At 59.6% G+C, this 18,451-nt stretch carries 11 protein-coding genes; all 11 read right to left on the bottom strand.

The annotated features are described in order from the left end of the window. The gene (locus CDO73_RS13335; protein ID WP_256972697.1) at nucleotides 1-1,293 is read right to left on the bottom strand and encodes an amino acid permease; all 1,293 of its coding nucleotides are present in this window, start codon (nucleotides 1,291-1,293) and stop codon (nucleotides 1-3) included. 235 nt (nucleotides 1,294-1,528) lie between these two features. Then, entirely contained in the window at nucleotides 1,529-2,380 is an 852-nt protein-coding gene (locus CDO73_RS13330) for a hypothetical protein (RefSeq protein WP_088489007.1), read from the bottom strand. 232 nt (nucleotides 2,381-2,612) lie between these two features. Next, the gene (locus CDO73_RS13325; protein ID WP_256972696.1) at nucleotides 2,613-3,164 is read right to left on the bottom strand and encodes an SUKH-4 family immunity protein; all 552 of its coding nucleotides are present in this window, start codon (nucleotides 3,162-3,164) and stop codon (nucleotides 2,613-2,615) included. Between the two features lie 55 nt (nucleotides 3,165-3,219). Next, complete coding sequence (locus CDO73_RS13320) at nucleotides 3,220-3,750, bottom strand: hypothetical protein (RefSeq protein ID WP_088489005.1); 531 nt, start codon at nucleotides 3,748-3,750, stop codon at nucleotides 3,220-3,222. A gap of 136 nt (nucleotides 3,751-3,886) precedes the next feature. Continuing rightward, a complete protein-coding gene (locus CDO73_RS13315) occupies nucleotides 3,887-4,741 on the bottom strand; it encodes a hypothetical protein (RefSeq protein ID WP_088489004.1) in 855 nt (284 codons plus the stop codon). A 357-nt stretch (nucleotides 4,742-5,098) separates the two neighbouring features. Beyond that, nucleotides 5,099-8,506, bottom strand: a complete 3,408-nt coding sequence (locus tag CDO73_RS13310) for a beta-galactosidase (protein WP_088489003.1) — start codon at nucleotides 8,504-8,506, stop codon at nucleotides 5,099-5,101. Continuing rightward, the gene (locus tag CDO73_RS13305; protein ID WP_088489002.1) at nucleotides 8,503-9,822 is read right to left on the bottom strand and encodes a glycoside hydrolase family 125 protein; all 1,320 of its coding nucleotides are present in this window, start codon (nucleotides 9,820-9,822) and stop codon (nucleotides 8,503-8,505) included. The genes CDO73_RS13310 and CDO73_RS13305 overlap by 4 nt, the downstream gene beginning before the upstream one ends. Nucleotides 9,823-10,242: 420 nt before the next feature. After that, nucleotides 10,243-13,440, bottom strand: coding sequence for an alpha-mannosidase (locus tag CDO73_RS13300; protein WP_088489001.1), 3,198 nt, complete (start codon nucleotides 13,438-13,440; stop codon nucleotides 10,243-10,245). 58 nt (nucleotides 13,441-13,498) lie between these two features. After that, entirely contained in the window at nucleotides 13,499-15,847 is a 2,349-nt protein-coding gene (locus CDO73_RS13295; RefSeq protein ID WP_179218695.1) for a glycoside hydrolase family 3 N-terminal domain-containing protein, read from the bottom strand. A 370-nt stretch (nucleotides 15,848-16,217) separates the two neighbouring features. Then, nucleotides 16,218-17,177, bottom strand: coding sequence for a carbohydrate ABC transporter permease (locus CDO73_RS13290; RefSeq protein WP_373446979.1), 960 nt, complete (start codon nucleotides 17,175-17,177; stop codon nucleotides 16,218-16,220). A gap of 205 nt (nucleotides 17,178-17,382) precedes the next feature. Next, nucleotides 17,383-18,312 carry an ABC transporter permease gene (locus tag CDO73_RS13285; protein WP_088489000.1) on the bottom strand — a complete coding sequence of 310 codons (930 nt, stop codon included), beginning with the start codon at nucleotides 18,310-18,312 and terminating at the stop codon, nucleotides 17,383-17,385. Nucleotides 18,313-18,451 lie beyond the last annotated feature (139 nt).

Genomic DNA, 18,451 nt, shown 5'->3' with positions numbered 1-18,451 from the left:
TTACTCCTCCGTTTTCTTAAACTTCGCCACCGACCAGACGATCAGCAGAATCAATACGCCGACGCAGACCCCGATGCTCAGCCGGTTCTGCGGATCGATCACGAAGCCGGCCGCGATGACGGCCAGCAGCAGCGCCGTGATGCCCGTGATATACGGGTAACCCCAGATGCGGAAAGTCGGCTGTTTCGGATAGTGCGGACGCAGCTTGATCTGGGCCAGGCAGATCGACAACCAGACGATCAGTACGACGAAGCCCGGTACGGCCAGCAGGATCGAGAACAGATTGTCTCCGGCCACGAACGCGATGACCGCGCCGATCACCAGCACGAACGCGCAGAGTCTCAGACTGCCGACCGGTACGCCTGTAGCCGTGGTGGTTCCGAGCGCTTTCGGCGCTTCCCCCGCGGCCGCCATCGAATGAAGCATTCGCGTCGCGCCGTAGATGCTGGAGTTGGCCGCCGACAGCACCGCCGTGACCAGAATGAAGTTGATGATATGCGCCGCGCCGCTAAGCCCCGTCGCTTCGAGCACCTGCACGAACGGACTCGATTGTCCGGCAATCTGATTCCACGGAATCAGGCCGCAGATGATCAGGATCGGCAGCGTGTAGAACAGCACGACGCGCAGGATAAAGCTTTTGACGACGCGCGGCATGACTTTCTCGGCGTCTTTGGCTTCCGTCAGCGTCAGTCCGATCAGTTCGGAACCGCCGTACGAGAACATGACGACCAGCAGCGCCGAGAAGACCGACAGCCAGCCGTTGGGCAGGAATCCGCCGTGCGACGTATAATTCGTCAATCCCGGCGCATCGCCGCTCGCTCCCGGAATCAAGCCGAACAGCAGCCCCGCTCCGAGAATCACGAACACGACGATCATGGCGATCTTGATGCCGGCCAGCCAGAATTCGGTCTCGCCGAACGTCTCTACGCTCATGCGGTTGATGCCCAGAATCAGCGCCGCGCTGGCGAGGCTGAGCACCCAGAGCGGTACGCCGGGCATCCAATATTGCAGGAAAGAACCCGCCGCCGTCACTTCGATGACGCATACGCTTAACATCAGGAAGGCGTACAGCCAGCCGACGATAAACGCCGGACGCGGCCCGAATGCCTGCCGGACGAAGTCTTTCATGTTGCGGTTCGGGTAGACGCTCGCGAGCTCCGCGATCGCTCCCATGACGACCAGCAGCAGGATGCCGCCGAACAGATAGGTCAAGACGACGCCCGGACCCGCAAGCGCGATCGTTTCCGCGCTTCCTTTGAAGATGCCGGTGCCGATGACTCCTCCCATCGCCATAAAACTGATATGCCGGGGAAGCAGTTTCTTCTGAAGGTTCTCGCCCTCCGGCTTGTTGGTGGTTTCCACTAAAAGTTCCTCCGATTCTGTGCTGCTGTGATGCGAACCCGCGTTCATCGGGAGCATACTCCATCCTACACTAAAAATCGGGAAACGGCATCAGTTCGGGAAAAAAATCATCGAACTGACGCAAGTTGTTCGCAGAGGGCGGACAATCGTACACGCAAAGGAAGCTTTAGTCGATGTCGTAGATGAGCCATTTTCCGTCTTTTTTGAGCAGCGCGTATCCCGGCATCCAGAGCTCCGTCTCGCCTTCGCGTTTGATCATCGGATATACGATCGAAGCGCCGTCGGCTTCGGAATAATGAATATCGGCGATCTGCATCTCTTTGACAGGCTGCGCATTCGGTTGAAGTTCGTTCATGTTGGAGCCGGGTCCGAACAGTTTGCGGTAAGCGGCCGCGTCGCCTTCGTTCCGGTACTTGATGCTGAGGTTGATCAGCTTCGCGATCTCCAGCGCATCGCCTTCGTAGATCGATTCGTCGACAAGCGGCCCCGCGGCGCGTTCGGCGGAACGTACCTTCCACTGACCGTTTTCCGCGACTAATTCGTAGACGACGGAATAAGATTCGCCGCTTGGTTCTTCCTGAAACTCCGCGCCGATTCGCTGCGGGCCGTCTCCTTCGCTGCGCACCCGAAGCTCGAACTTCGCGATCTTGAACGAGATCCGCTTGGCCTCTTCGGGCGTATCCGAAGCGAACAGCGCCGCGTAAGCTTCCTGATCGCCCGCGTTCTGCGCACGGATCAGATCGTTCAGCAGATCGGCTTGGCCGGGCTTCAGCTGCTGCACGGTGTAATCGGATTTATCCAAATAGTCGTCTTCCCGCGTTTGTTGTTCCGTTTGCGTATCCGCTGCGGCTGCCGTTTTGACCGACTCCGCGCTTTCGGAAACGGCCTGCGGCTTCTCGGACGTCACTTTCGCCGAGTCTGCTCCGCATCCCGCCGTCAGCGTTCCGAAGACCGTAAGCGCAGCCGCGAACGTCAGTCTTTTAGTTTTAAATGTAAGTTTTCGTTTGTTAATCGGCATATGAAAAGCCCTCCCGTCACGAAATAGACGCGGAGGGCCGGATTTAAGTTGCAAAGCAGTCCTACGATTCCGCGCCGGCCAAGTCGTAAACCTGCCGAACCTCGGTTGTTCCGTCGCCGAGCGCCAGCGCGATGCCCGTGTTCAAGCCGACATCGTCTTCGACCAACAGGATCGTCCCCATGCTTTTTCCCCGCTTTCTTATGTATGACGAGCTTCCCCCGCTCCGCATGATTCATTGCCGCAGCCGCTCTTCCACTTCTTCCCGCCAGAACGTGCCGTGCGCGAACGCCGCAGGGTCGATTCGGCCGAATTCGCCTACGGCCCATCTCAGCGTATCCTGCGGGATATCGTTTTCCAGAAAAGCGTCCGGACCGTTCTCTTTGATCGTGCGTTGAACCAGTTCCGCATACACCAGCAGAAATTCCGCGAACTGCGGCACGGAAGAGTTGATGAACCATTCCGTTCCGCCGCGGTCCATCCGAATGCAGACGACCTGCGAACTTCCCGCTTTCAGACAGACCGGATCGCCGTATCCCGTCGTTCCGAGCAGCCAATAAGCGGAATATTCGCGCGGCATGCCGAACGCCGTCTTGAGATCGGACAACGTCCCTTCCCCGGAACGGAATTCCAGATAAGGCGCGGAATCCGCCGGCAGGCCGGCCTCGCATAGAAAATGCCTGGCTTCGTCCGAGAGCGGTACCGCTTCCAACGCTTCGGGATCGAAGCGCAGCAGCGGACCGTCCACGGCCGTATTCCAGGCGCTCTTAAACTGTTCCGGCGTCATCGTCACGTCCCTCACCTCCGTCTTCCCCGGTCCGCATCTAGGATGCGGCCGGCGATCAATGCCCTGCCCGGGCTTCATGGCCGCCCGTTTGTTCGGCTTCGTCGCTAAGCAGCAATTGCGCGAAGCGGTCTACCTTCGTCTCGTAAAGTTCGGCTTGCATCCGCTTGATCTCGAGCAGCGTATTGAGCACCCGACGTATGCTTCTTGCGGGAATACGCCGCAGCGCCGAAGCATAGGCCGAAATATAAGGAGCGTTCGGACGATCCGCATGCAGCAGCATCCGATGCAGCCTGACCGCCCAGCCTTCCGCTCCGGGAAACAATCCCGGCACGCCCAGCGCCAGATAACACATGCTTTCTTCGATGCCGCAGCGATCCGAGATATAGAAAATCGTTTCCAGCAGATCCCCTGCCGCGCTCGGTTCGATCACGTCGTCTTCCAACATCCGGCACAAGTCCGGAATGACGTCTGCCGAAGCGTTCTCGCACAGTTCGTTCAGAATGTCGGTGAAGCGTTCCAGTTCGTCGTCGTTTCCGTTCAGATCGCGCATCCGGTACAGTTCGTCCAACAATCTTCGGTCCGGCACCAGGGATCGCCTCCGTTTCTTTATTCTTTCGCGCATCTATATCATACCCGATCCGGCGATAAGCAAAAACCGTGCCTTATGGGCACGGTTCGATTGACAGAAGGCCGATCGGTTCGGATCGGCCTTCTTCGAAACCTCAGTCCGCCAGCGAGCTGAGCGAAGCGTACGCAAGCTGCGCGAACGAATCGGCTTCCGATCCGGACGGCAGATGAATCTCCAGCTTGTAGCCTTTGGCAGGCGTTTCCCAAAGCGCGAACTGTCCGGTTCCGTTATCGCCTTCGGCCGTCATGAATAGACGCGAGAACGAAAGCGCGGACGGAATATCGCTTCCTTTTACTTCGGACGCTTTGCCGTAGGCTTCGAGCTCCGCGGTTCCTTCTTTTTTCAGCGAAGCCAACGAATATCCTTTGGCAAGCGGCGTGACCGTCGCGTAATAATCCGGGTTCGACTTAAGCGACAAACGGTTGCGTTCGGCATCGAACTCCAGTCCGTCCAGCGCGTATAACGCATAGCCGTAGCCTTCCTGAAGTTTGCCCGTTACGTTCTTGCCGTCGATCTGGAACGATTCGGTGTCGGGGCGATCGGTGCCTTCGCCTTTTTTGCCTTGTTTGGAGACGTCTACCGGCTTCTCGTCGTCGGCTTTGGCGGAAGTTTCCGATCCTTTTCCGCTTTTGTCCGCGCCTTTGTCCGTCGTGCCTTTGTCCGCCGCGCCTTGACTGCCGTCTTTGGCGCCCGCGCCTGTGGTGCCGCCGGCCGCGGTGTCGCCTTCGGCTTTGGTATCGTCTGCCGCCGCTTTGTCGTCCGCCGCGTTCTCTTCGTCGCCGGCCGGCGCGGTAGCCGGATCTTCAATCGAACTGTTATCGTTTTGGACTGCCTCCGAATCGGCCGGTTTGTTCTGAGATGCGGAGTCCGACTCGTTTCCGCAGGCTGCCAGAGCGCCGCTCAGCAGCAGTACGCCAAGCAAGCTTGCCGCACGGGTATAAGTTTTCATAGGATTGCACCTCCTGTTGGATTTAACGATTAGTGCCTTGTTAACACTAGACGAGACTTTTCGATAAAAAGTTTCGACAAAAAGTTCGTTTTTCGCACCCCATTTTCTTAACCCTCACATCGCCGCGTGACTCAGAAAGCAGGCAAAAAGGCGCGAAATCGAAAGCCTGCCGCACTTCCGAAACGCGCAAAGAACGGCTTGGCCGCCTGCCGTCGGCCGATGCTCCGAGTATCGCTTAATGCCAAAAAAGCGAAGAAACCGGCTAAGGTTTCTTCGCTTGCGGATCTGTCCGAACACGAGGTTACGCCGCGAATCGCGAGGCCGATTTCGAAAGAAAACGTTCGGACTCGCTTTCTTTTATTCGCGGGTCTCGCTGCCGGCTTCGATCTTCACTTCGTCCGGCCGGTATACGGCCGTAAGCCTGCCGTCCGCGTCGGCCGCGAACAGCACGGAACGCTCGCTCTCCAGCGTAAACGCGTAAGAAGCGCCCGTCGCCCGGTCGCGAATCCGCACTTCCGCGTCCCACGCATATTCGGACACGAACACGTACAAGCTGCCGCCGGCGAACTTCAGCTTGCGGCCGTAGATTCCGGCCAGCTCGCCGCCGGCCGACCATTCCAGATCGTCGACGACGCCCGCCTGCTCGGCGGCGTAGCGGTACAATTCGGCGATCGGTTCGTCGCCCGCTCCCAGCTCGACCGGCAGCGGACTCCAGATCACCCGTCCTTTGCCGTTCGGAACGTCGAGTACCGTATCGGCGCGGCCTTCCGCGTCGGCCGGCACTTCCTTGAGCGTCTCCGCGATGCGGCGGCTGCCGAAAGAGACCGGCAGCCGTTTGCCGCCGATGTCCAGCATTTCTTCGCGCCGGACATTGGCCAGCGTCCGAATGCCCAGCAGCTTGTCGGCGCGATCGGACTCGTGCCAATAAGCGTCCAGTCCGACCGGTCCCGTGATGACCAGCGTCGCCTGCGTGGACTTGGCGATGCGCAGCAGTTTCTTCATCGCGTCTTCGTCCATATTATGGGGACTCGGCAGGAAGATCAGCTTCGCGGGATGCGACTTCAGCGAATCGAGCCGGTATTCCGACACCGCGCGGAACGGCAGCTTCAGGTTGTACGTCAGCACGCGCGTCATCCGGTTGGTGGCTTCGGCCGCGAACGGGCGATTGCCGAAATCGTTCGAATACGGATAAACGGCCGCGACTTCTTCCAGCTTCCGTCCGGCGAACAAATCGCGGATCTCCGCCATGAAACGACCGAAATCGTACGACACGTCGGCTTCCGGCTTCTCCGTGCCGTCCGCCCGCAGCGCGCCGATATGCGATTCGTTGGCGTTATCCATATAGAAGTTCGTGTTCCAGATCCATTGGATCGCGCCCGCCCCGCCCGTCGAGAACGCGTACGCGTATTTGCGTTCGAGGAAATTCCGCAGTTCAAGCTCGCTGCGCTTGGCCCGGCCGTCCGGCGTCTCCACGTACATGATGCCGGTCTCTTGAATCACGTTCGGCTTGTCCGGGGTCTTGGCGAACACGCCGTCCCAGACCAGACTGTCGTTCAGCCACCACGAATGCACGGTCGTATAATCGACGGCGTCTTCGTAGAACAGCGGCGACGGACGCTGCGCGCCCAGCGCTTCGTCTTGGCCCACCGTGACCAGATGGTTCGGCACCAGCTGCTTGATCGAAGCCGTCAGTTCCGCGGCCCAAGCGCTGTGCATCTCGACCGAGAACAGCGCGTAATCGAGCCAGCGCGTGCCTTTTTTGCCCCGGTGCATATCCTGCACGTCGAAGTTGATCTCTTCCGCTTCCGGAACGACCGCCGCTTCGAACGACGGAAGCTGCTCCGGCGTCATGTTCCAGTGCTCGCGAAGCTGATGGATCGATTCGTGCCGTTTCTTGAGCCAGGTCACGAACGCCGCGCGTTCGTATTCGTCCCGCATCGAGCGCGGTCCGGCGGAGAAAATCTTCGCCGGATCGAACATCGACGGCTCGTTGATCAGATCCCAATCGACATGCGTCGTCTCCGTATGGCGGCTGACGATCGAGCGGATAAACCGCTTCTGCGCTTCCACGCTCTGCGGATCGAGATAAGGATTCTTGCCTTCCCACGTCTCGGGCGTGAACGAGAAGAACGTGAACGTCACGTGCAGCTTATGTTTGGCGGCCGTCAGGAAAAAAGCGTCGATCGCCCGCAGCACTTCTTCGGACGCGTGACCGTCCACCTGCATGATATTGCGGTACGCCGTCCAGATGCCCGTGCGGATCCAGTTGATGCCCGCTTTGGCCATCGCCGCCATATCGCGGTCCCAGACCGCCGCGTTCGGCAGGAACAAGAACTTGCGCGCCACGTCGGACGTCATGTACGTCATGCCGACGATCGGCAGCGGACGTCCGTCCTGCACGAAATAATCGCGGTTCGCGGAGATCGGACTGCCCAAGGCCAGCAGCGCGTCGTCGCGGCCCCAGAATCCTTGCCTCAGCACGCGAACTTCGCCTTCCGCGGACGTCGCGATGCAGGTCGCCACGTACAGGCCCGGTTCGATATCGACCGGAATCGGGACGTGCTTCGCGGTCCAATCCTGCGTGACCGGGATTTGCAGCGTACGGGAAAAGACTTCTTCGCCGCTCGGCGCGGCCACGGACAGCTCGAACGTCCAAGTTCCGGGCGCGAGAACCGCCGGGGTGCCCGCGAGCGAGCCGGATTCGCCGAGAGTATCGGCCGAAGAAGCGCCGGACGGCGCGGCCGGATTCGCGGCCTCGCGCGCGAGCGAAGCGGCTTCGCCGCCTTGTGCGCCGGCGCCGCTCTTGGCGATGCGCCCGGTCTTGCCGCCGCTGATCAGCGCGGCGGCGGATTCGCCCTGCCCGGCGAACGCCGGGAGGTCGGCAGGCGCGCCCGCTCGCCGAATGACCTGAGCGCGCAGCGTCAGCCGCGCGCGTTCGCCCGGCTCGTAGACGGCGCTGTGCGGAGCCAGCGACAGCTCGACCGCTTCGCGCCCGCAGAACGCCGCCCAGCGGGCCAGCGCTTTAAGCCCTTCGCCTTCGGCCAGCGAGCCGTTCAGCGGACGGTTGACGAACACCCAGCGCGAGCCCGCGAACGGCCCGCGCACCTGTTCCCACAGCACGGCCGGCGCGGCTACCGGCCGGTCCGACGCGTCGTAAGCCCGCAGCAGCGGCGTGATCTTGGTGCTCATCGTGCCCGCCGAGCCCATCTGCTCCGGCAGATCGGCGTCGCGGGTCGTATGCGGCACCAGATTCCAAGTGGCGTCGAACGCGCCGGACGCGGATTCTTCGCCGGTTCCGCCGACGAACAGCCCTTCGTCGCCGTTCATCAGTGGCAGCTCGGCAGCCGCTTCCAGACGTACGGCGCGGCCGCCTTCGACCGGCAGCGTCTCATGGATGAACAGCTCTTGATGGTAGCCCGTCTGCTCCGGGCCGATCCGCCAGCGTCCGCCTTCTTGACGTACCGGACGTTTGAACGGGGCGCCGCCTACGCTCAGCAGGCCGCCGCCTTTTCTTAAGAAGCCCAGAATCGCGCTCCATGCGCTCTCCGGGAAATAAGGCGCGTGCAGATTGATCAGCACGCCGTTGCCGTCGGCAAAGTTGTCGGCCAGCGTATCGCCCAGATCGGCCGCGCTGGACACGATACCGTACGCGCCGATCTCTTTGAGCCCCGGCAGCGGTCCCGAAGCCGGGAAGCTCGGATCGCGGAAAAAGACCAGCCGTTTATTCGGCGGCTCCGCCGCTTTTTTCAAATATTGCCCATTCACAAAATGTCCTCCTTCATCGACTTGTAGACGAGCTGCGAGAACAGGCTGTTCGACCAAGCGAACCATTTGCGCGTGAAGATCGCCGGATCGTCCGCATGGAACCCTTCGTGCATGAAGCCCGTGCCCGCGTCGGTGCTCTCCAACAGTCGGATCATCTCCAGTTTCTCTTCCTTCGAGCTTGCGGTCAATCCCTGCATGGACAGCGCCATATGCCAGATATACTGCGGCGGCGTGTGCGGACTGCCGATGCCTTTGGCCGCCGTGCCTTCATAATAGAACGGATTTTCCTTGCTCAACGCGAACCGTCTCGTATTCTGATACACCGGATCGTCCGCGCCGACGTAGCCCAGATACGGAATCGACATCAATCCCGGCGTGCCGGCATCGTCTATCAGGCAGTAGTTGCCGAAGCCGTCCGTCTCGTACGCGTAGATCGGCCCGAATTCCGGATGGCGGTAAATGCCGTACAGCCGGATGCCCCGGTCGATCTCCTGCGCCAACTTTCTCAGCTCGCGCACGACGTCCTGATCGCGGTAGATCCATTCGTAGAATTCGCTCATCTGGCGCAGCGAGACGACGGCGAACATGTTCCCCGGAATATTATAATGGAAATCGCACGCGTCGTCGCTGGAACGGAATCCCGACCAGACCATCCCCGTGTAATTGACCGGCATGCCGAGCCCTTTGTTTTGCAGCGAATCGTGTTCGATGCCGTTGTCGCGGGTGAAGCGGTACGGCGACTGTTCGAAATGGTACTGCTCCGTACGGAATACGTGCACGATCGCTTCCATCGCTTGGCGAAAGTTCTCGTCGAACACGTCGGTCAGCCCGGTCTCCTGCCAATACAGATACGCCAGACGCACGACGAAGCAGAGCGAATCGATCTCGAATTTGCGTTCCCAGACCCACGGAGACATCTCGGTACCGTCGCCTTTGTTCCAATGCCAATCGTTGGCCGACTCGTTAAACGCGTTCGCGTAAGGATCGATGAGCACGTACTGCACATGGCGTTTGATCAGCCCGCCGATGATACGCTGCAAATCCGTATCTTCTTTGGCGAACGGAAGATAATGAATCACCTGCTCGACCGAATCCCGCAGCCAGCTGGCCGGAATATCGCCGGTGATCACGAAGGTCGTGCCGTCGTCCAGCAGTTTGGTCGTCGTCTGAAGCGTGTTGGGAAAACAGTTCTTGAACAGTTCCAGCAGTTTCGGCCGGTGAGCCAGCTTGGTCTCCGCTTCGCTCAGCACGTCTTGAATCGCCTGCGGCAGCTCCAGCGCGGGCATCGGAATCTTCGGCAGTCTGAATTGTTCCATTATGAATCTCTCCTTCATCGGGATCTGGGGATCGGATTGGATTAGATCGGATTGGATCGGTACGGTTTGTTCGGAGTCGCAAGTAAATGTGGTCGTTTTGCACATATTTTGCGGCTAAATTGGTCTTTTTTATTAAAATGTTGACGTTTTGCACGCTTTTTAGTTTAAAAATGCCGAAAAACGTCTATTTACGCGGAAAATCTTGACGATATGCACACATTTAGATGGATATGAGGTTTTACGGAGAAAAATGTTGACGGTATGCGCACATTTGAGCAGGTACGAAGTGTTGCGGCAAAAATGCTGAACCTATGCGCCTTTTTTATACAAAAACCGGCGCGCCGCCAAAACCGTCACGGCCGTGAAAGCGGCTTTCGGATTTGTGCGGAGCGCCGGTGCGGGTTCAGGTCCGCCGCCGCGTCACGCGCGGAGGAACTTGACCGTCTTGATCTCGTAAGGCTTGAAGTCCAGCGCTACGGCGACGCCTTCGATCAACTCGATCTCTTCGCCGTCTTCTTCCAGCGCGCCGGACAATACGGCACGGTCGAATCCCTGACGCCAGTTCAGCATCACGCTCTCGCGGCCGCCCGCCGATTCGTACAGCCGCACGATCACGCCGCTGCCGTCTTCGGCCGGTTTGACCGTATCCAGAATGACATGTTCGCCCGTATAGAGCAGCGCCGGCATGCTCGGCGACAAATCGCCTTCGTGCGCCGTCGTCCGAACGACCGGAATCTCCTGATTCAGCGCCGCCGCGGCCTGAACCGTATTCGCGCTTCTCCAATCGCCCGCGTGCGGATACAGCGAATACGTAAAGTCATGTTCGCCGATGTCCGCCTGCACGTCCGGCCACTGCGGCGCGCGCAGCAGAGACAACCGCATCACGCTGCCTTGAATATCGTAGCCGTATTTGCAATCGTTCATCAGGCTAACGCCGTATCCGCGTTCGGACACGTCCGCGAAGCGGTGGCCGCAGACTTCGAATTGGGCGCGTTCCCAGCTCGTATTGCGGTGCGTCGCGCGTTCCAGCGAGCCGAACGGAATCTCGTAGGTCGCTTTTTCCGTCAGCACGTCGACCGGGAACGCTACTTTCAGCAGCTTGTGCGCTTCATGCCACGACACATGCGTTTTGAAATCGATGCGGCGGTCGTATTTGTAGAAAATGACGTCCTGCTCGATCGTCGAACGGTTCAGCTGCCAGCGGAAACGCAGCACGTCGCGTACGCCGCCGGAAGCGATAATTTTTTTGTCCAACAGCTTGGCTTTGCCCGCAGGCTGCTGTTCGAATCGGGGATCGACGTCCCAAGCGTCCCATTCCGTCGGACGGTCATGGAAGAACTGGAACACGTTCGCCGCTTGACCCGGCTGGATCACTTCGCGGCCGGCGTTTTTGTCGACCAGCGACACGATCTCGCCGAGTTCGTTGAAACGGACCGTATAATGCGTTGTTTCCCAGACGTCCGGGAATTCGGCGGCCGAGGCGCTCGGAGTCGGCATCACGGTCGTTCCGCCCGGAATCTCTTCCGGGTCTTCGTCTTCCGAGACCGGCAGAACCGGATTGGCCGCTTCCGCTTCGTTTTCCTCGTCTCGCAGCCAGATCGTCTTATATCCCAGAGCCGGCAAATGCGGCAGGAATACGAACAACTCGCCGCTCGCTTCTTCGTAATCCGCGGCCAAGCGTTTGCCTTCGGCATCGTAAGCCGCCCGGCCGGCCGCATTTTCAATGCAGATCGTGGCAAAACGGTTCCAGCCCTGGCTGTTGAACACCACGTAAGGCGTGCCTTCGCCGCGCGTATCGATCCGGCCGGCCAACGCTTCGGTGCCGATGTTCAGCGCCTGCCGACCTTCGGCAAACACTTCCGCGTATTCCTTGTCCGAAGTGGCGTACGTCTCCGTGATCGCCGAACCCGGAATGATGTCGTGGAATTGGTTGAGCAGGATCAGCTTCCAGCCTTTGTGCAGCGATTCGAGCGCTTGTCCGTAGCCTGCGTGCTCGGTCACCTCGTCCGAGCCGTCGCCGGCCGTTCCCGCCGCGAGCACGTTCCACAGTTCCGCTTCGCGGTACAGAATCTCCGCTTTGCGGTTCGCCCTTTTGTTGTAGGCGTGCGTCGTATAAGTGCCCCGGTGCAGTTCCAGATACAGGTCGCCGCGCCACGCCGGCAGTTCCGGGTTCGCCCGGCTGATCCCGTCGAAGAATTCCGCGGCCGTGCCGTAACGGCTGCCCGGCTGTCCGACCATCAGGTCGGCGCGGTCGATATATTCGAGCATCTCGCGCGTCACGCCGCCGCCTCCGTCGCCGTGTCCGTACAGCAGCATCTGCTCGTCGTGTTTGTCTTTTTGCCGGTAAGACTGCCAGTGTTCGTCGATGTCTTTCGGACGCGTATGCTCGTTCACGCCGTGGTTCAGATACGACAGCACCGGCGTGCCGTCGATGCCGACCCAATGGAACAGATCGTACGGGAACGGGTTGGTATCGTTCCAGTTGAGTTTGGTCGTCATGAAGTAGTCCACGCCGCCGTGCTTCAAGATCTGCGGCAGCGACGCGCAGTAACCGAAGGTGTCGGGCAGCCATTCGATCTTCGAAGTCTTGCCGAATTCTTCTTGATAAAAACGCTGTCCGTACAGCATCTGGCGCATCAGCGATTCGCCGCTCGGAATGTTCAGATCGGGTTCGACCCACATGCCGCCGACCAGTTCCCAGCGTCCTTCTTTGATCCGCTCTTTGATGCGTTCGTAGAGTTCGGGATCGTTGTTTTTGACGAATTCGAACAGGATCGGCTGGCTCTGCGTGTACAGATAACCCGGATACTCGCGCATCAGCGTATCGACGCTGGAGAAAGTCCGGCTGGCTTTGCGAACCGTCTCGCGTACCGGCCACAACCAAGCGATATCGATATGCGATTGGCCGACCATGATCTCTTGGCCTTCCGCGTTGTTGCCGCCGATCTCTTTGGTGCGCGTTCTGAGACGTTCTTCGATTGCCGATACGGCCGCGCCCTCATCCACTTCTTCGTCCGACAGATTCGTAAAAGCGTCCATCGCCGCGTGCAGCGCTTCGACGAGCTTGCTTCGGCGATAATCGCTTTCCGCCAGCAGAACGGCCGAGTCGCGCACGACCGTGACCGTGTACATCAGGCTGCGCACCGGCTCGTTCGGCAGCACGATCAAGCTTCGGATGCTTTTGATCGGAGGTTTGATGGTGGCCTGCTCGTTCAGCGGATCGTACGGCTCGGGGATGATATCGAACATCTCGATCTCCAGCTCCGGTTCGCGGCCGATCGCCCGAAGATCCAGCGTCGCGTACGTATGGTTATCGTCGATGCCTTGATAAGAGTTCCCGTTCACCCGCAGCAGTCCTTCGCCGCCGCTGTCGAAGATCAGCCCCGCCGTATCGGCGTTCCAATCTTCGGGCAGCGCAAGCTTCGTGCGGAAGAAATAAGTGTACCCGTTCTTGCTCGGAAAAGGATTCAGTTCCCGGCCTTCCGGATACGGCTGCGCGTCTTTATATTCGCCGGGCAATCCGTAGACCGTCCGGGTAATGTCCCAACTCTTCAATTCTTCTTGTCTCAGCCATTGGCGCTGCGACAATTCGCGGATAAATCGTGTCAAACGCTGCATCTATCGTCTCATTCCTCTCCTGCGATTGGACTGGATTTGCTTGTGTTACTTCATTCGGTCAGCTCACTACGGTCAGTTCGACGCTCCGCGCGTCTTCGACGTTCCGTCCGATCTTCAGCCGGAACAGTCCCGGTTCCACGACCGGCACGTAATCCGGTCCGATATAACGAAGCTGCCGCTCGCCGATCTCGAATTCCACGCGGCGGCTCTGCCCCGGCTCCAGCCAGATTTTCCGGAAGCCTTTCAACTCGTTCGCCGGTCTTGTCGCGGCGCTGACCGCGTCGGAAACGTATAACTGTACGACCTCCGCTCCCGCAAGGTCGCCGGTATTGGTGACGGTCACGGACACCGTGACCGTCTTACCGGCCGCAAGGTCTTCCGGCGAGAGTCGGCTGCGCCCTCCGATCAGCATCGGCTCGGAATAATCGAAGGTCGTGTAGCTCAGCCCGTAGCCGAACGGATACCGCGGCTTCGAGTCGTCTTCCAGATACCGTTTGCCGCGCGAGCGTTTGCCCCGGTAATGCACGGGAAGCTGTCCGACTCCTTTGGGTACCGAGATCGTCAAGCGGCCCGACGGATTGACGTCGCCGAGCAGAATATCGGCGATCGCATGACCGCCTTCCTGCCCCGGATAACCGGCTTGCAGAATCGAGCCGATCTGCTCGTCCACCCACGGCTCGACGACCGGACGGCCGCCGATATAGACGACGATCACCGGCTTGCCGCCCGCCGCCGCGTAGACTTCGCGGATCAGATCGAGCTGCACGCCGGACAAGCTCAGCGTCATGCGGTCGATCCCTTCGCCGCAGTCCATGTCGCTGATCGCTTCGCCCGTGACGAGCGAAGCGCCCGTCCGCAGATCGATCGTGCCTTCGCCGAAATCGCGGGCGCTCGATCCGCCCATGACGAGCACGACCGCGTCGGCCTGCGACGCGACCTCGACGGCCCGCGCGAAGCCTTCGCGCGATTCGCCGCGCACGCGGCAGCCCGGCGCGTAGAGCACGCGCTCCGGCCCCAACCGCTCGGTCAAGCCGCGCAGCACGGTCGCGGCGCTCCCTTCCGGCTGCGGCGACGTATAATCGCCGAGCTGGTTGTAGCCTCGGTCCGCATTGGGACCGATCACGGCCACGCTGCCGATATTTTTCGGCAGCGGCAGCAGGTTCCCGTCGTTCTTGAGCAGAACGACGCTCTCCGCCGCAAGCTGCCGCGCGAGCTTGCGATGCTCGTCGCAGCCGATGATCTCGGCCGCTTTCTTGCTGTCCGCGTAAGGACGTTCGAACAAGCCGAGTTCGAATTTGAGCTTCAGCACGCGCAGCGCAGCGCGGTCGAGCACGTCCGGCTCAAGCTCGCCGGACTCCGCGGCCGCCAGCAGATAGCGGCCGAACATCTCGCCGGACATCTCCATATCGATGCCCGCCCGTATCGATTGCACGGCGGCCGCTTCGCCGCCTTCCGCCGTATCGTGTCCGCTCGCCAGCATGTCGATCGCGCCGCAGTCGGTGATGACCAGCCCGTCGAAGCCCCATTCGCCGCGCAGGACATGATCCAGCAGCTCGCGATTCGTCGTGCACGGCACGCCGTCGATCTCGTTGTACGCCGGCATGATCGAAGCCGCTCCCGCGCGAACCGCGCGTTCGAACGGATACAGATCCGTCTCGATCAATTCTCTGCGTCCCATATGTACGGGCCCCGCGTTGCGGCCTCCTTCGGAAGCCCCGTAAGCGACGAAATGCTTAAGCGTCGCCGCGACGCTGTTCTCGGCGCTCAAGCTGTCGCCTTGCAGCCCTTCGACCGCCGCGACCGCCAGCTCGCCGATCAGGAACGGATCTTCCCCGAAACATTCTTCGGTCCGGCCCCAACGAGGATCGCGCACGACGTCCAATACCGGCGAATAAGTGACCGCCCCGCCCTGCGCCCGGGTCTCCGCCGCGACCGCGCGGCACATCTCCCGGTACAGTCCGACGTTCCAAGCGCTGCCGATATTCAGCGGCACCGGAAAGACCGTCGCGCCGATCGCCATATGCCCGTGCGAACATTCTTCGCCGATCAAGAGCGGAATGCCGAGCCGCGAATGTTCTATCGCGAAGCGTTGAATATCGTTGACCGCTTCGGCGCCTTCTTCCGGCGACAACCCGGTCGCCAGCGTCACGCCCGTCCACGGATCCGCCCGAAGCGTGCCGTAAAGCGAACCGACGTCGCCCTGCCGTACCCGTTCCTTGAATTCTTCCGTCAATTCGGTACGCCCTTCCCGGCGCGAATAGGCCATCCAGCCGAACGGCTGGACGAGCTGTCCGACTTTCTCGCGATCCGTCATCGCGGCCAGCAGCTTCTCGGCCCGTTCTTCGACCGGCAGCGCCGCGTCCATCCACGGTCTAGCCGCGGCCGTTTCGACCGTTTTGTCCGTCATGCGTGTTCCTCCTTCCGAAATGCGGCTGCGCGCATACTGCGGCGCAAGCCGTCCGATCCCTGTTCGATTCGGCCTGCTCGGACCGGCCGAATCGGATTGCGGGTTGCTGTTCGCTGCGATTGCATCCTTTATTTTCGCGACTTTGCTTGGAAGCTTCGATCATTCCGAATAGGCGTTGGCGCGTCTTCGCGATCGGCTTCCGCCGTACGGTCGGCCGCGATCGATTCGTTTCTATCGCTTGATTTGCAGGCGTTCGGTTTCCGAACGCTTTGTTTCTATATTGCCTGTTGCCCGACACCGATGTCGATACAATATCGCGCCATTTCTACCGGGTCTTTGCGACTTTTTGTGCTCGCGCTTCGCGAATCGCCTATTCTTTCACCGCTCCGACCGTCAAACCCTGCACGAAGTAACGCTGGAAGAACGGATAAGCGAAAATGATCGGCAGCGTCGCGAGCACGACCATCGCCATGCGCGCCGTATCCTGCGGCAGCGAGCTAAGGGCCGCCATGCTGATATTGCTGTTGGCCGAATTCTGCTGGATAAACTGCATGCTGGATTCGATCCGCATCAGCATGGATTGCAGCGGCACCAGATTCGGATTGTCGATGTACAGCAGAGCGTTGAACCAGTCGTTCCAGTACCCCAACGTGCTGAACAAACCGATCGTCGCCAGACCGGGCAGCGATAGCGGCACGATGATCTTGAGAAAAATGCGGAATTCGCCCGCCCCGTCGATCTTGCCCGATTCGACGAGCGCGTCCGGCACGCTGGTGCTGTAGAACGTGCGCAGGATCATGATATAGAACGCGTTCATCGCCAGCGGCAGGATCAGCGCCCAGATGCTGTTTTTCAATCCGAGCAGCTGCGCCACCACCATGTAAGTCGGGATCATGCCGCCGTTGAACAGCATGGTCAGAATCGCGAATATGGAGAAAAAGCGGCGGTAACGGAAGTTTTTACGGGAAATCGCATACGCGTAGAGCGCAATCATCACCAGACTGACCGCGGTTCCGATCAGCGTGACCGCGATCGTGACGCCGTACGCTCTCAGCAGCGTGTCGCCGCTCTCGAAGATGTACCGGTACGCTTCGAGGCTCCATTTCGACGGAATGATGCGGTAGCCTTCGCTCGCCAGCACGCTTTCGTCGGTGAAGGAGATGATCACGACGAAGATAAACGGAAATACGCAGGCGATCGCGAACAGCCCGGCGATCAGGTTAAAGATCACGTTCCACAGCGGGCTGATCCGGTGGAAATCGCGCGTTTTTTTCTTGAGTCGTTCGGGTTTGGGTTGACCGGCCTTTTCGGCCTTGCGCGCCATTTGCATAACGGCACCTTCCTTTCTTTTTGCCTAGGCCGTGTACGCAAACTCGCTGAAGTGCATCTTTACCTGCCTTTTCGTCCTCTGCCGCGTCACAATTCCTCGACGTGCCCCGGCACGCCTTCGAAATCGTTCCTTGCATAGATCAAAAATTCAGCTAAATCTGCGTCCTTCGGAGTTTGCGTACACGCCCTAGTCCGATTAGTTCGTCTTAGAACAGCGCGCTGTCCTTATCCATTCGCCGGACCACGTAGTTGGAGATCATGACGAGCGCGAAGCCCACGACCGATTGATACAACCCCGCCGCCGCGCTCATGCCGATCTCGCCCGTCGTCATCAAGCCGCGGTAGACGTAGGTATCGATTACGTTGGTGACCGCGTAGAGCGTTCCCGAATCGCGCGGCACCTGATAGAACAGACCGAAGTCCGCGTAGAAAATCTTGCCGACCGCCAGCAGCGTCATGATCGTCATGATCGGCGTCAGCAGCGGGATGGTGATATTGCGGATCTGCTGCCATTTGTTCGCCCCGTCGATCATCGCCGCTTCGTAGAGCGATTTGTCGATCCCCAGAATCGCCGCCAAGTAGACGACGCTGCTGTATCCGATCGATTTCCACAAGTTGACGACGACCATGATATACGGCCAATATTTCGCTTCCGAGTACCATTGGATCGGGTCCATGCCGAACCAACCCAGAATCTGATTCAGCAGTCCGCGGTCCATGCTCAGGAAGCTGAACACGAAGTAGCCGACGATGACCCACGAGAGGAAATAAGGCAGGAACATCCCCGTCTGGTACAGCTTGGACAGCTTGCGGTTGACCAGCTCGGACAAGATAATCGCCATCAATACCGAGAAGATCAGCCCGAGCACGATAAACGCCAGATTGTAGAGCAGCGTGTTTCGCGTAATCGTGTAGGCATCGCTCGTACTGAACAGAAATTTGAAGTTGTCCCAGCCGACCCATTCGCTTCGGGCGATGCTCGCCCAGAATCCGTCGCGGTTGAACCGGTATTGTTTGAAAGCGACGATCGTGCCGGCCAGCGGCAGATAAGAGAAGAAGAAAAACCAGATCGCGCCCGGAAGCACCATGAACAGCAGCGCTTTATTGCGGTACAAATTTTTGAAAAAAGTTCCCATGATTATGCCATCCTCCTTCTGCTTGCAGACGACCGTTTACGGGTTAAAAAAAGATCGGGCGATTCTCCTGCCTCCGCCCGATCCTTTTTCGACTTCCGCCGTTCCGACTTATTTGTTTCTTTCAATTCGTTTCTTTCGG

This window comes from Saccharibacillus sp. O23 (assembly GCF_002205895.1).
GTDB lineage: Bacteria > Bacillota > Bacilli > Paenibacillales > Paenibacillaceae > Saccharibacillus.
The sequence above is the reverse complement of the archived record's forward strand: the minus strand, read 5'-3'. Positions and strand labels throughout refer to the sequence as shown.

What these genes read in the sequence shown, in the direction of transcription:
- CDO73_RS13305 (WP_088489002.1), bottom strand. Translation starts at nt 9,822, where the DNA reads ATGGAACAATTCAGACTGCCGAAGATTCCGATGCCCGCGCTGGAGCTG.
- CDO73_RS13290 (WP_373446979.1), bottom strand. Translation starts at nt 17,177, where the DNA reads ATGCAAATGGCGCGCAAGGCCGAAAAGGCCGGTCAACCCAAACCCGAA.
- CDO73_RS13300 (WP_088489001.1), bottom strand. Translation starts at nt 13,440, where the DNA reads ATGCAGCGTTTGACACGATTTATCCGCGAATTGTCGCAGCGCCAATGG.
- CDO73_RS13330 (WP_088489007.1), bottom strand. Translation starts at nt 2,380, where the DNA reads ATGCCGATTAACAAACGAAAACTTACATTTAAAACTAAAAGACTGACG.
- CDO73_RS13315 (WP_088489004.1), bottom strand. Translation starts at nt 4,741, where the DNA reads ATGAAAACTTATACCCGTGCGGCAAGCTTGCTTGGCGTACTGCTGCTG.
- CDO73_RS13335 (WP_256972697.1), bottom strand. Translation starts at nt 1,293, where the DNA reads ATGGCGATGGGAGGAGTCATCGGCACCGGCATCTTCAAAGGAAGCGCG.
- CDO73_RS13285 (WP_088489000.1), bottom strand. Translation starts at nt 18,312, where the DNA reads ATGGGAACTTTTTTCAAAAATTTGTACCGCAATAAAGCGCTGCTGTTC.
- CDO73_RS13325 (WP_256972696.1), bottom strand. Translation starts at nt 3,164, where the DNA reads ATGACGCCGGAACAGTTTAAGAGCGCCTGGAATACGGCCGTGGACGGT.
- CDO73_RS13295 (WP_179218695.1), bottom strand. Translation starts at nt 15,847, where the DNA reads ATGACGGACAAAACGGTCGAAACGGCCGCGGCTAGACCGTGGATGGAC.